This is a genomic window from Novosphingobium sp. DS6-6 (assembly GCF_057784975.1).
On sequence record NZ_JBYNTS010000003.1, the window covers coordinates 199576 to 211919 of the forward strand.

14 protein-coding genes are annotated in these 12344 nt (G+C 64.7%); 6 read left to right on the forward strand and 8 right to left on the reverse strand.

Going from position 1 to position 12344, the window contains the following annotated elements; genetic code table 11:
* Positions 1-18: 18 nt before the first annotated feature.
* The 4 genes from AC3EDY_RS05140 to AC3EDY_RS05155 all read left to right on the forward strand — a co-directional run bounded on the left by AC3EDY_RS05140 (position 19) and on the right by AC3EDY_RS05155 (position 2497).
* Positions 19-177 carry a hypothetical protein gene (locus AC3EDY_RS05140; protein ID WP_488571559.1) on the forward strand — a complete coding sequence of 53 codons (159 nt, stop codon included), beginning with the start codon at positions 19-21 and terminating at the stop codon, positions 175-177.
* A complete protein-coding gene (gene mtnP, locus AC3EDY_RS05145; protein WP_488571396.1) occupies positions 167-1051 on the forward strand; it encodes an S-methyl-5'-thioadenosine phosphorylase in 885 nt (294 codons plus the stop codon). Before AC3EDY_RS05140 ends, mtnP begins: the two co-directional genes overlap by 11 nt.
* A 126-nt stretch (positions 1052-1177) precedes the next feature.
* The gene (locus tag AC3EDY_RS05150) at positions 1178-1636 is read left to right on the forward strand and encodes a MarR family winged helix-turn-helix transcriptional regulator (RefSeq protein WP_488571397.1); all 459 of its coding nucleotides are present in this window, start codon (positions 1178-1180) and stop codon (positions 1634-1636) included.
* Positions 1637-1735: 99 nt separating this feature from the next.
* A complete protein-coding gene (locus tag AC3EDY_RS05155) occupies positions 1736-2497 on the forward strand; it encodes a fumarylacetoacetate hydrolase family protein (RefSeq protein ID WP_488571398.1) in 762 nt (253 codons plus the stop codon).
* A gap of 18 nt (positions 2498-2515) precedes the next feature.
* Here the strand turns inward: AC3EDY_RS05155 and AC3EDY_RS05160 are convergent, their stop codons facing one another.
* The 7 genes from AC3EDY_RS05160 to AC3EDY_RS05190 form a co-directional block, all read right to left on the reverse strand.
* Positions 2516-3526, reverse strand: a complete 1011-nt coding sequence (locus AC3EDY_RS05160) for a type II secretion system F family protein (protein WP_488571399.1) — start codon at positions 3524-3526, stop codon at positions 2516-2518.
* A 16-nt stretch (positions 3527-3542) separates the two neighbouring features.
* Positions 3543-4514 carry a type II secretion system F family protein gene (locus AC3EDY_RS05165; RefSeq protein ID WP_488571400.1) on the reverse strand — a complete coding sequence of 324 codons (972 nt, stop codon included), beginning with the start codon at positions 4512-4514 and terminating at the stop codon, positions 3543-3545.
* A gap of 53 nt (positions 4515-4567) precedes the next feature.
* Entirely contained in the window at positions 4568-5863 is a 1296-nt protein-coding gene (locus AC3EDY_RS05170; RefSeq protein WP_488571401.1) for a CpaE/TadZ family protein, read from the reverse strand.
* A gap of 1 nt (position 5864) precedes the next feature.
* Positions 5865-6533, reverse strand: coding sequence for a CpaD family pilus assembly protein (locus AC3EDY_RS05175; RefSeq protein ID WP_488571402.1), 669 nt, complete (start codon positions 6531-6533; stop codon positions 5865-5867).
* A 50-nt stretch (positions 6534-6583) separates the two neighbouring features.
* On the reverse strand, positions 6584-8164 hold the full coding sequence (locus AC3EDY_RS05180; RefSeq protein WP_488571403.1) for a type II and III secretion system protein family protein: 1581 nt from the start codon (positions 8162-8164) through the stop codon (positions 6584-6586).
* 1 nt (position 8165) lies between these two features.
* On the reverse strand, positions 8166-9188 hold the full coding sequence (cpaB, locus tag AC3EDY_RS05185; RefSeq protein ID WP_488571404.1) for a Flp pilus assembly protein CpaB: 1023 nt from the start codon (positions 9186-9188) through the stop codon (positions 8166-8168).
* Between the two features lie 62 nt (positions 9189-9250).
* Positions 9251-9724: an A24 family peptidase gene (locus AC3EDY_RS05190; protein ID WP_488571405.1), complete on the reverse strand. Its 474-nt coding sequence runs from the start codon at positions 9722-9724 to the stop codon at positions 9251-9253.
* Positions 9725-9825: 101 nt separating this feature from the next.
* Here AC3EDY_RS05190 and AC3EDY_RS05195 point away from each other — a divergent pair, with 101 nt between their 5' ends.
* Together AC3EDY_RS05195 and AC3EDY_RS05200 are read left to right on the forward strand one after the other, a co-directional pair.
* Complete coding sequence (locus tag AC3EDY_RS05195) at positions 9826-10791, forward strand: alpha/beta fold hydrolase (protein WP_488571406.1); 966 nt, start codon at positions 9826-9828, stop codon at positions 10789-10791.
* A 17-nt stretch (positions 10792-10808) separates the two neighbouring features.
* Positions 10809-11912 carry an NAD(P)/FAD-dependent oxidoreductase gene (locus tag AC3EDY_RS05200; protein ID WP_488571407.1) on the forward strand — a complete coding sequence of 368 codons (1104 nt, stop codon included), beginning with the start codon at positions 10809-10811 and terminating at the stop codon, positions 11910-11912.
* A 57-nt stretch (positions 11913-11969) separates the two neighbouring features.
* On the opposite strand, the gene AC3EDY_RS05205 is transcribed toward AC3EDY_RS05200, so the two are convergent.
* Positions 11970-12230: a hypothetical protein gene (locus tag AC3EDY_RS05205; protein ID WP_488571408.1), complete on the reverse strand. Its 261-nt coding sequence runs from the start codon at positions 12228-12230 to the stop codon at positions 11970-11972.
* Positions 12231-12344: the final 114 nt, after the last annotated feature.

Below are 12344 nucleotides of genomic sequence, written 5' to 3' on the forward strand. Positions count from 1 at the left end.
GCCCTTGCCGATCCGCGCCTGTTCTATTTTCCCGTCGGTGGTGCGGCCGACCGTTTCTTTTCCGCGGGCCTCGCGCGGCGATATTGCATCAGGCAGGATTCATTGACCGCGAGGCTGCGCGACCGCTATCGCGAGCACATGGTTGAAATCATCATGGCAGGGATTCTTGCAGACTGAACAGAGCAGCGCCCGCTGGCGCATCGGGATCATCGGCGGATCGGGAATCTATGATCTTTCGGTGCTGGAAGACGTGCAGGAGATTGCCGTGCAATCCCCGTTCGGTGCGCCTTCAGGGCCGGTGACGCTGGGGCGCATCGGCACCGTGGATTTCGTGTTTCTGGCACGGCATGGCGCCGGCCATCGCATACCGCCTGAAAGCATCAACCATCGCGCCAACATCGATGTGATGAAAAGGTGCGGCGTGACCGATCTGGTGGCCATTTCGGCCATCGGTTCCCTGCGCGAGGAAATGGCGCCCGGCCATTTCGTGGCGGTAGACCAGTTCATCGATCGCACACACGGCCGCCCGCATAGCTTTTTCGGGGAAGGGCTGGTGGCGCATGTGTCGCTCGCCGATCCGGTCTGTGCGCGGCTTTCAGCGCTGTTGGCCGATGCCGCGCAGGCCGCCGGGGCCATCGTGCACCGCGGGGGCTGTTATCTGGCCATGCAGGGGCCGCAGTTCTCCACGCGCGCCGAAAGCCGGCTCCACCGGCAAGGGGGTGCTGATGTCATCGGCATGACGGCCATGCCCGAAGCGCGCCTCGCACGGGAAGCGGAACTGCCCTATGCCCTTGTCGGCATGGTCACCGATTACGATGCCTGGCGCGATGGCGATCATGTCGAAGTGGGCGAAGTGCTGCGCGTGATGCATGGCAATGCCGCCACGGCACGCGCCACGGTAACGGCGCTGGCCGGCCTGCTTCCGCCGGTGCGGACGCCCAGCCCATTCGATCGCGCGCTCGACGGTGCGATCATGACAGCACCGGCACAGCGCGATCCGGCGCTGGTCGCGCGGCTGGGTGCCATTGCCGGGCGCGTGCTCGGCACATAACATGTTGTAGATTCTCATATCCCGTTAGTTGACGTGAAAGCTTGTCTTGTTCGATCAAAAGACTTATTCGCAAATATAGTTAACATCGTTATTGCTATCGGCGCCAGTTTCCGTAGATACGCTACTATGCCTGGAACCCGGACCCGCCTTGCCGAATTCGTGCCGTACCGCATGGCCATTACCACCGGCGCGGTGAGCCAGGCGATTGCCAACGAATATCGTGTTCAATTCGGCCTGAAAATCTCGGAATGGCGGGTCATGACGGTGCTCGGCGATGCCGGCCCGCTGACTCAGCGCGATCTTGTTCGCGCCACGCAGATGGACAAGGTCGCAGTCAACCGGGCCTGCAAGGTTCTCGAAGAGCGCGGACTGGTTCAGCGCAGCCCCAATGTTGCCGATGGGCGTTCCCATCACCTGGAACTGACCGCGCGGGGGCGCGACATCCATGTCCAGATCTGGCCGCAGGCCATCGCGGTTTACGAGCAGATCTTTTCCGCGCTGACTCCGCGCGAAACCGAGAAGCTGCGCACCCTGCTCGACAAACTCCTGAACGCGGTGCGGCGGTTCGAAGCCCGGGCAAAGTAACGATCAGGACCGTGAGAGGCAGATAGGGGCGGGTAGACGTTGTGGAATTTGCCCACGCCGCCTAATACCGGCGATGCAGCCATAACGGGAGAGATCGACATGAAACTGGCATCGTTGCCGCAAGGGCGCGACGGGCGCCTTATCGTGGTGTCGGACGATCTGGCCTGGTATGCCGATGCCGATCATATCGTGCCCACCATGCAGCAGTTGCTCGATGGCTGGCACCGCCATGCCGATCTGCTCGAAAGCCTGAGCATCGAACTGGCCCACGGCGCCATCCCGCGCAAACGCTTTCACGAACGCGAAGCGGCAGCGCCCCTGCCGCGCACGTTCCACTGGACCGACGCGGCTGACGCCCTGCGCCACCAGCCCGGCGATGGCCTTATGGGCGCGCGCGACCCGCTCCGGCGGCCCGGTGCCTCGGCCGTGGGGCTGGTGGCGATGACGGCCGACGTGCCGCAGGGTGTCGATGCGGCCGAAGCGCTGGGGCTGGTGCGCCTGGTGGGCCTGGCCCACGCCGTCGCGGTGCAGAGCGCGCCCGGCGCTACCGGCCATTTCTCGCCTGTCTTCGCCACGCCTACGGCCTTGGGCGAAGCCTGGGCCGATGGCGCGCTGGCGATGCCCGTCAAGGTCATCCGGGGGAACGATACGCATGCGATAAGGCTGTCGCCGGCGCTGGGCGAAACCATTGCCGGCCTTGCCACCGAACGGGCGCTGGCTGCCGGCACGCTCGTCAGTCTTTCCGCCCCGCTGCCTGGCGGCCCCCTGGAACCGGGCGAAACCCTGCGCGTGGAAGCACGCAATGCCGCCGGCCGCAGCCTGTTCGGTGCCATCGAACAGGCCGTGCGCGTGCCGGCCTGACGCCGCGCTCGAACCGCGTCAGGTCACGGGGGTCTTGCGGTTGATGAACTGGTCGCTGATCGCACAGGCTGCCGGCCCGAGAATGACGATGAACAGCGTCGGCAGGATGAACAGGATGAGCGGCACTGTCATGATCGCCGGCAAGCGGGCGGCCTTTTCTTCGGCCCGCATCATGCGCTCGTTGCGGAATTCCGCAGACAGCACACGCAGGGCCGAGGCGAGGGGCGTACCATAACGCTCGGTCTGGATCATCGTCGTGGTAACCCCTTTGACCGAGTCCAGATTGACGCGATAGGCCAGATTTTCGAAAGCCTGTCGTCGTTCGGTGAGGAACGAGAGTTCGATTGCGGTAAGGGCGAATTCGTCGCCAAGTTCAGGATAGGCACGGCCCAGTTCGCGCGCCACGCGGCCAAAGGCGGCGTCTACCGTAAGACCGGCTTCCGCACAGATCACCAGCAGGTCTAGCGCATCGGGCAGGCCCTTGCGGATGGCATGGGTGCGTTTCGACACGAGGTTGGCAACCCAGATGTCGGGCGCCTTGTAGCCGAAGATGACCATGACGGCAAAACCCATGAACCGCTTGAACGCGCCCCATTCCGGAAAGATTTGCAGGACATAGATCCACAGGATGGCCAGGCCGCCCAGCACGATCGGCCCGATCATCCGGCCGAAAATCACCGCAACGGCCCATTCCTTCTTGCGGATACCGGCCTGGGCCAGTTTCTGCTGGACCACGGCCAGCTGGCTGTCCTGCAAGACGCGCAGTCTTTGAAGCAGGTTGCGGATGGTATCGGTGGTCTGGTTGCCGCGCACGATCGACTGGCGTTTGCGCGCAGTCGCGGTGGTGATCCCGGCTTTCAACTGTTCGCGGCGCTCGTTCAGTGCCTTGACCCGCTTGGCCATGGGATCGCGCACGGTGATCGCGGCATAGATGGCAAGCATCATGGCGCCGGCGGCCATCATCATCAGGACGGAGCCGACATGGATGACGTTGAAGCCGAGCAGGGTGGGGGCGGGGGTCGGGTCCATCAGCGCGTTCCTTGGCTCAGATCTCGAAGCTGACCATCTTGGCCATGATGAAAGCGCCGATACCCAGCCAGCACAACCCGCCGAGCGCGGCGATGATCAGGCGCTCGTCGACGAAGAAATTGCCCATATAGGCGGGGTTGATCCAGTAAATGAGGCCGAACACGATGAACGGCAGCGAACCGACGATATAGGCCGATGCCTTGGATTCGGAGCTCATCGCCCTGATCTTTAGCTTCATCTGCGCGCGTTTCCGCAGAACATCGGCCAGATTGGCCAGCGTCTCGGCAAGGTTGCCGCCGGTTTCCCGCTGAATGGCCAGCGTGATGCAGAAAAAGCTGAATTCTGCCATGTCGAGCCGGTCTGCCGTATCCTGAAGGGCTTCTTCCATGGTCTTGCCCACTTTGATGCGGTCGGTCACCAGCTTGAATTCCTCGCCCACCGGGCCGGGCAGCTCGCTGGCGACGACACCCAGCGTTTCGCTGATCGGCAGGCCGGAGCGTAGACCCCGCACCAGCAGTTCCAGCGCATCGGGAAAGCGCGTCACGAAAGCGTTGGTGCGCTTCTTGATGGCCCGGCTCACGACCATGTGCGGAATACCCGCACCCACCAGCACGCCGGTGGCCAGGGCAAACAGCAGAGAACCCGATTTAAGGAATACCAGCGCTGTCACCGCCAGCCCGAGGCCGAGCGAGCCATAGATGTATTGCTGCAAGGTCCAGCCCTTGCCGGTACGATGCAGGCGCAGCGCCAGTGCCTCTATGCGCGAGCCGGAGCCGGCCACCCGATAGCTTCTGGGCGTGCGCGACGCGATCGCTTTGCGATACTGCGCTTCGACCTTGTCCACGGCGCTGTCGGAATGGCGCAGCCGCACCTGTTGCAGGCGCCGCGCGCTTTCCTTGGCTGCATTCGGACCGGACAATGCCGCCAGGCCCAGCAGAAAGACCATGGTGATCCCACCAAGAATGAAGATCAGCTGGGGTGTTAGCATCGACGGGTCCGCCTTGCTGGTTGAACGGGTTTCGGGCTTGGCCGCCAATGCGCCTAGGCTGAAGCGCCGGCCTTTGTCTTGCGTTTCGGTTTGGCGTTGCTGGGCAGCATCTTCTTGAGATCGAACTTGCCTAGCAGCGATGCGCCCTTGGCGTTGGCCTTTTCCGCCAAGCCGCCGTCGCTCTCCTCTGTCAGGTCGATGATCGCCTGCGCCACGTCCTTGATCGCCAGCGCCGCCTTGGTCGCACGGTTGGCACCCAGGAACGTCTGGCCCAGCTTGGCCGCATTGGCGGCTGCCTTGGCATCGAACGGTATCGTAAAGCCCAGCTTGCGCTCGATCGAGGCTTCGAAATCGCTACGGCTGATTTCCCCGACCGCCTGGTGCACCTTGTTCGCCACGACATGTACGTGCGCGTGGCTGGCATTGGCCCTGAGCCAGGCAAGCAGGCGGATGGCGTCGCGCGCGCCGGCAAGCGTAAGCTCGGTTGTCAACACCACGGCGTTCACGTCGGCCAGAAGATGCGGGAAATTGATCAGCATGTTACGGGGCATGTCGATCACGGTCATCTCGAACGCCTGGCGAAATTCCTCCTGCAATTGCATGAAAGCGCTGCCGTCGGTCATCAACGGTGCGGTAACCGGGGCTTCGGCCGAGAGGATTGCCAGGTTGTCGTTGGCGCGGATCATCGCGCGCTCGATGAACAGTCCGTCGATGCGGCTGGGATTGTCGATCGCGTCCGTCAGCCCCCGGCCCGGTTCCAGATCGAGCGTCAGCGCCCCCGTGCCGAAATGGACGTCGAGATCGAGCAGCGCGGTGGATCGCTTGAAATCCGTGCTGAACGACCAGCCCAGCGAGGTCGCCAGCGTCGAAGCGCCCACGCCCCCGCGCGTGCCCACCACGGCCGTGGTGACATGGCGCCTGGCCGTGGTGCCGTCCTGGTTCTTGGGCGCGTTGAAAATGGCCTGGGCCTGGCCCAGTGCATCGCGCACCTGCGACACCGACAGCGGCTTTAGCAGATAATCCTGGATGCCGGACGCCACCAGATCGCGATAGAGCCGGACATCGTTGACCTGGCCCACCGCGATGACGACCGTGCCCGGTTCGCACACTTCGGCAAGCGCACTGATATCGTGCAGCGGATCGCCGCTTTCCGAAAGATCGACCATCAGAATCGCGGGACTGGCCGTGATCGAAAGCGACTGCACCGCGTTGCGCAGGCCGCCACGGGCGCACTTCTCGGGCGCCCAGCCCATGTCCGCGGCCACTGCACGCACCACGTCCAGAGCGGCATCGTCGCACAGAAAGGCGGCGAAGATATCGCGGTTGCCCGATTTCCAGGGTGCGCTCATGTCAGTTGCTCGTGCTTGCTGTGGAGGTGGTGACTTTCTTGACCGCACCACCACCGCTGCCGGTGGGCGCGCTGTCGCGATAGGCTTGGATCGCCTTGTTGGAACTCATCACCGTGGTGCGGCCATCGCCGGTCTGGCCGCGCACCAGATCCTCCTTGTTGGCCACCATCGCCGCAAGGTTGGAATTCACCGCGCAACCGTAATTGGTGGACGTGGCGTTCTTGCCGTTGCCATCGTTATGGGTGGACCAGTCGGGGCATCCCGGTACCGACGCCGTCGTGCGCATAACCACCAGGCGCACCGTGCCGGGTGCCAGGTTGCCTGCCGTTACCGGCGCGGTATCGCCCAGGGCCAGGCCATGGGCGGCAAGCACCGCCTGCACGGCATCATGCGTGGCTGGGTCCCCGGCCGGATCGTCAAGCGCCACCTTGTCGCCGTAGCCAAGGCTCAGCGAATCGAACCAGCCGGCCAGACGGCGCTGTTCGCTCACCGGCACGCCGCCGCCGGGCTGCGTGTTGATGTCGAGCGTGTAGCGGCTGCGTTCCACCACGGGCTGATGCACGCTGTCGAGCGAACGGTTGGTCGGCTGCCCGCCGATGCAGCCAGCCAGAACAGCGGTGAGGCCCAGCGCGATGGCCGTGCGGGCGATGCGATTGCGGGAAGTGAACATGGCGTGGTTCCTCGTCGCGGGATCGGTCGCGAAACCGGTAATGGGCGCGCTCACAGGCTGAAGCCCGGCTTGACGTCGGCATTGGCCTGACGGTTCTTCACCCCCTGGGCATTGCGGGCATCGCCTACTTTGGGTGCGGCCGGCGTCGCCTGAACAGAGCCTTCCCGTTCGCTGGGCATCGGCCGTGCTTCACCCTTCAACGGCACGGTTTCCTGATTGCCCAGAACCTGTTGCAGCGCATCGGCGGCACGGAAACCGTCGGTCGGCAGCTTGATGTCCTTGGCATCGACCGGGTTGACCAGGAACGGGGTGACCACGATGACCAGCTCGGTCTCGCCCTTCTTGAACGAGGTGGAGCGGAACAGCGAACCCAGGATCGGCAGGTCACCGGCACCAGGCAGTTTGGTGATCGTGTTCTGCGCCGAATTGCTGAGCAGCCCGGCGATCATGAAGCTTTGGCCAGAGCCCAGCTCCACCGTGGTTTCGGCGCGGCGCACTTTCAGCGCCGGAATGGTGGACGTCGATGTCGTCACGGCGCCATCGGTCGTAAGCTCGGACACTTCGGGGCGCACGCGCAACGAGATGCGACCATTGGCCAACACGGTGGGCGTATAGGCAAGGCTCACCCCGTACTTCTTGAATTCCACGGCAACCGCGCCCAATCCCTGCGACAGCAGAATGGGAAATTCGCCGCCGGCCAGGAACTCGGCGGTTTCGCCTGATAGCGCCGTAAGATTGGGCTCGGCCAACGTGTTGGCAAGGCCGATCGTTTCGCCCAGGTCCAGCGCGCCCAGCACGTCCAGACCGAAAATCTTGCCATTGAGCGTCAGACGCGTACCCGATGTCGCCGAACCGCTCACGGTGCTGGTAGTGTCGAGTGCCGTATTCATGCCAGTGACAAGCGAGCCACCGGACACGTATTGCGTGGCGGCAGAGCCCTGGCCGATGCCGAACTTCATCCCGCTCGAGCTATCGGCGCTGGCCCAGTTCATGCCGATCGCGCGGGTCAGCGTGCGGCTTACTTCGGCGAAGCGCACCTGCAGCATGACTTGCAGCGGCGTTGCCATCTTGAGGCGGCTGATGACCTGCATCTTGTCGCCCACGAAGGCTTTGACCAGGCGCTCGGCCTCGGCCGCGTCTTCCGGCGCGCCGACGGTGCCGGTCAGCAGTACCGTGCTGTTCATGGTCGCGGCCTGGATCCTGGCATCGGGCATCGCCAGGTGCAGCATCTGATCGACACTGTCGATATTGGTGCCCACGCGCACGTTGGCAGACCAGATCACGTCGCCCTTGGCATTGCTGGCATAGACGGTGGTTTCGCCCGGCCCTTTGCCGAAGACGTAAAGCTGGTTGGCCGATTTCACCTGGACATCGGCAATGCTCTCGTCAGCCACGAAAACATCGGCCATGCGCGAGGGCAGCGTGATCAGTTCGCCCCGGCTCAGGCCGACGGCAATCGATCGGGCGGGACTGGTCACGCTCTGCGCGTGGGCAGATGCGATGCCGACCGACACGGCCAGGGGCGCTGCCATGGCCATCAGCAAAGCGGAAGAGAAGCGGTTCGACATGCTGAGGCCTTTGGCGTGCTGCCGCGAACGGGCGAGCGGGCGGAAAGCGGAAGGCGTGGTCATCTCACTGCGCTCCCACGCTGACGGTAACGGTGTTCTTGCCGCGGGTGATGTTGACGACCGGGCCACGCGGGCGGGGGGGTGACGCCGGGCCGGCCATGGCGATCGGCCCGGGTGCCTGCGGTGGTGGAGCCGCAAAGCCGCTATTGCCTTGGGACGGCATCGACTTGCGCTGGAACCGCGAAACGTCGCCGCCGGTGACGAAGCTGGTGCCGCTGTCGAGCGGGCGGCCGAGCGCCTGCTTCAGCAGCTTTTCCTCGTCCTGCGGCGTGGCCCCGGCGGGAACCTTGATATCGCCCGAAGCGATCGCCTGCTCGAGTTCGGCCGAATTGTCGGCCAGCGAGCGCAGCGAAAGGCTGATCGTGCCGATCGTCTGTGCCACGGCGATCTTTTCGGCGATTTTCGGCGTCACTTCCACCGTCACCGTGCTGAACGCTTTGACTTTCGTCTTGCCTTCGATCTGCTCTTGCGTGGCCGACTGGTCGGTGGCGAGGACGCGCAAGTTGCGGATGATCGTTTCGGATGCCTTGAGCGGCTGGGCATCGTTGCCCTTGACGGTCTGCGTCAGCACCAAATCGATATGATCGCCGGGAAACACGAAACCGGCCACGCCGGTTCGCGCGGAAACCGGAATGGTTACCGCGCGCATGCCCGCCCCGAGAGCGGCGGCAAGGAAACCGCGGTCTCCCGGCGACACCAGCGAACCCTGCGTGATCGGTTCGCCAGCGGTAACGGGATTGCGCACGACAGTGCCGAGCAGTTTCTGCATGTCGGCCTCGCCTTCCACGAAATAGGCGTCCTGCACCATTTCCTTGGGCCATGCCTTGAACCCGATGGCATCGGCGGTGATGATCGTGCCGACCGGCAGGGCGCGTTGCGCCACCAGCACTTTGGCACCCATGTCCATCTTGGCGGCGGCGATGACCTGGGGCGAACCGCCGCGACCGAGCAGGCCCAGCCCGGCGAAGGCAGTGATCGTCGCCACGATCAGCGCCCCTACCAGCAGAATCAGCTTTCTCTTGTCCATCGCAACTTATCCCGCCCTTACAGAACAGCCGCAGCCATCCGACAAAATGGTTAAAATTGACCTTAGCCAGCGGCCATGGCGTGCAAGCCCGCGCCGTAGGTGGTGCCCAGAACACACAGCCCTGCCGTGGCGATTGCCACGCCATAGGGAATTTTCAGACGATCCTTGCGCCGGCGCGCGATGTGCCAGGTCCCCATGGCCAAAGTGAGCGCGCCGCCCACCAGCGCCATGATCAGCAGCAGTTCGCCAAACAGTGCGGGTTTCAGCCACAGCGCCAGCGCCGTAAGCAGCTTGACGTCTCCCCCGCCGATCGCGCGCACCGCAAACAGCCCGGCCAGCACCGTAAACGCCGCGGCTGCCACCCCCAGTTGGATGGCGATGTCGGGCCACAGTTGCAGGTCGCAAGCCCACCAATAGACGGGCGCGAGAGCGGCTATGGCGGCATTGAGCCAGTTGTCGATCTGCCTGCGACGCAGATCTGTTGTGGCTGCAACCAGCAGTGCAATTGCCAATAGGCCGACCAACCCGTAAACCATGGAAATTCCCCTCGATGTTGAGGGAATACCGGACAACCACTTACCAAACGGTAACCAAGCCGGATGGCGGAATCGCGCATGAAACTGGGCATTGCAGAACGATGATTAAGCATGTCTGGAAGAATGTGCGCGGCCGCGAGATCCCGGCGGGCGTCGCCGAATCGACCTGGACGGCGAGCGATGGCACGGCAATCCGGCGGATTGATTGGCATGCTCCGGAGGCTTTCAGAGGATCGCTCCTGTTTCTGCCCGGACGTGGCGACTTTTATGAAAAGTATCTGGAAACCTTCGATGACTGGGCATCCAGGGGGTGGCGCGTAACGGCAGCCGACTGGCGCGGCCAGGCCGGCTCCGCCGGGCCACCGCCCGGACCGGATGTGGGCGACATTGCCGATTTCGCGATCTGGGTGGACGATCTTTCCCAGCTCTATCAGGCATGGCGGGCTGCGACGCCCGCACCCCATGTGGTGGTGGGTCATTCGATGGGCGGCCATCTGGTGCTGCGGGCGCTGGCGGAGAAGCGAATCGATCCGGTCGCCACGGTGCTCAGCGCGCCGATGCTGGGATTTGCGACGCCTTTGCCACGCTGGGCTCAGCGCCTTTATGCCGCGTTGATGATCCGGATCGGCGACCCGGCGCGCGCCGCCTGGAAAGCCAGCGAAAAGCCTGGTGCGCGTGCGGCACTGCGGGCCAACCTCTTGACGCACGATCCCGTCCGGTACGAAGACGAGCAATGGTGGCGGGCGCAGCGGCCGTGGCTGGCGCTCGGGCCGGCCAGCTGGCGCTGGCTGCACAAGGCCAGCGAATCGTTCGACCGGATCGATGCCCCAGGCGTGCTCGAAGCGATCACGTCCCCCGTGTTGCTCTTGGCCACGCGCTATGACGGGCTGGTTTCGTGGCGCGCCATCGCGCGGGCCGCGCGGCGCCTGCCCCATGCACGGCTGGAGGCATGGGGGCGCGAGGCGCGGCACGAACTGCTGCGCGAAAGCGACGGCGTGCGCGATCGCGTCCTTGCCGCGATCGACGAATTCCTCGAACGCGAAGCGCCGGCCGCCACGGCGGCGTGAGGGGGAAAGGCGCGAGGATGGAGGAGTTCGACATTGCCATCGTGGGCGCCGGCATGGCCGGGGCCAGTCTTGCTGCCGAATGCGCTTCCCACGCTCGCGTTCTGCTGGTCGAAGCCGAAGACGCGCCCGGTTATCATACCACCGGCCGTTCTGCCGCGTTCTGGGATGAAGTCTATGGCGGGCCGGCGGTAGTGCCGCTGACACTGGCTTCGGGTGCCTACCTTTCCGAACACGGCTTTCTCAAGCCGCGCGGATCGCTGGTGATGGGCGAGGTGGGGGATCGGGCTGAACTGGAAGCGTTCGTGGCGCAATATGCGGCGCTGGGTGCGCGCCTCGATCTGGTCGGCCGGGGCGCCATGGCTGATCTGGTGCCCGGTTTGCGGGCATCCTGGAGCGTCGGTGTGTGGCAGCCCGGCTGCGCCGATATCGATGTCGCCGGCCTCCACCAGCACTATCTGGCACTGGCACGCCGGGCCGGCACGGTAGTGCGGCTGCGCGGGCGTGTGGAGCATTTGTTACGCGAAAGGGGGGGATGGCGTCTTGTCTGGCGTGGCGGGCAGGCCCGCGCCGGGCTAGTGGTCAACGCCGCCGGCGCCTGGGCCGATGTGCTGGCCGTCCTTGCCGGCGCGACGCCGCTGGGCATCACGCCGCTGCGCCGCACGATCGTGCAGTTGCGCGTAGATCCGCCGGTGCCGGCCGCACTGCCGCTTGCGTTCGGATGGGCCGGGGATTTCTATTTCAAGCCAGCGGGCGACCGCCTGTGGCTTTCCCCGCACGACGAGACGCCCGACGTGCCACGCGACGCGGCGCCCGAGGAAATCGATGTAGCAACAGCCGTGGCACGACTGGGCCGCGTGGTGGACTGGCGGGTGGAGGCCGTGGAGCGGCGCTGGGCAGGCTTGCGCAGCTTCGCCGCGGATCGTGCACCGGTCTATGGCTTCGATCCGCAGATTGCCGGATTCTTCTGGTTTGCCGGACAGGGCGGGTTCGGCATTCAGACAGCGCCCGCAGCCGCCCGCCTGGCGGCGCAACTGCTGCTTGGTCATGGTCCTGACGCTATGACCCGGACTTTGGAGCCGGCGCACTATGCCCCCGGGCGCTTCATGCTGGCCAAAGCCTGATCGCGCCTGCAACGTGGTTAGGCAGCAAGGTCAACGCATCGGTAACCAGACCTGGCCTTATCCCTTTGTGCGCTTTTCCCGCGCGCGCCTTTCCGTGACTTTGATCCGCTTGTCGTGCCGCGGCGCCGGGCGTGAGACGCGATACGACCGGCGAACCGGCACATCGACGAAACGCGTGGTCGTGACGGTGCGTGTTCCACACGGCTGACAGGCCGTGGCCGCCGCCGGTACGGGCACCATGACCACGCCGGCCACGTAATAGCCGGGTGGCGCCACCCAGGTGTTGCCATAACCAGGCACCGGTGCCGGATAAGCCATTGGCGCCGGGCCGCTGCAGGCAGGCGGCCAATCATGCCGATCTGGTTCGCTAATTGTCGTGCATGGCATAGCAGGCGCGGAATAAGGAACCATTCCGGTTTGTGTAGCATAGGG

What these genes read in the sequence shown, in the direction of transcription:
- AC3EDY_RS05150 (WP_488571397.1), top strand. Translation starts at nt 1,178, where the DNA reads ATGCCTGGAACCCGGACCCGCCTTGCCGAATTCGTGCCGTACCGCATG.
- AC3EDY_RS05155 (WP_488571398.1), top strand. Translation starts at nt 1,736, where the DNA reads ATGAAACTGGCATCGTTGCCGCAAGGGCGCGACGGGCGCCTTATCGTG.
- AC3EDY_RS05165 (WP_488571400.1), bottom strand. Translation starts at nt 4,514, where the DNA reads ATGCTAACACCCCAGCTGATCTTCATTCTTGGTGGGATCACCATGGTC.
- AC3EDY_RS05180 (WP_488571403.1), bottom strand. Translation starts at nt 8,164, where the DNA reads ATGACCACGCCTTCCGCTTTCCGCCCGCTCGCCCGTTCGCGGCAGCAC.
- AC3EDY_RS05190 (WP_488571405.1), bottom strand. Translation starts at nt 9,724, where the DNA reads ATGGTTTACGGGTTGGTCGGCCTATTGGCAATTGCACTGCTGGTTGCA.
- AC3EDY_RS05170 (WP_488571401.1), bottom strand. Translation starts at nt 5,863, where the DNA reads ATGAGCGCACCCTGGAAATCGGGCAACCGCGATATCTTCGCCGCCTTT.
- cpaB (WP_488571404.1), bottom strand. Translation starts at nt 9,188, where the DNA reads ATGGACAAGAGAAAGCTGATTCTGCTGGTAGGGGCGCTGATCGTGGCG.
- AC3EDY_RS05205 (WP_488571408.1), bottom strand. Translation starts at nt 12,230, where the DNA reads ATGGCTTATCCGGCACCGGTGCCTGGTTATGGCAACACCTGGGTGGCG.
- AC3EDY_RS05200 (WP_488571407.1), top strand. Translation starts at nt 10,809, where the DNA reads ATGGAGGAGTTCGACATTGCCATCGTGGGCGCCGGCATGGCCGGGGCC.
- AC3EDY_RS05195 (WP_488571406.1), top strand. Translation starts at nt 9,826, where the DNA reads ATGATTAAGCATGTCTGGAAGAATGTGCGCGGCCGCGAGATCCCGGCG.
- AC3EDY_RS05175 (WP_488571402.1), bottom strand. Translation starts at nt 6,533, where the DNA reads ATGTTCACTTCCCGCAATCGCATCGCCCGCACGGCCATCGCGCTGGGC.
- AC3EDY_RS05160 (WP_488571399.1), bottom strand. Translation starts at nt 3,526, where the DNA reads ATGGACCCGACCCCCGCCCCCACCCTGCTCGGCTTCAACGTCATCCAT.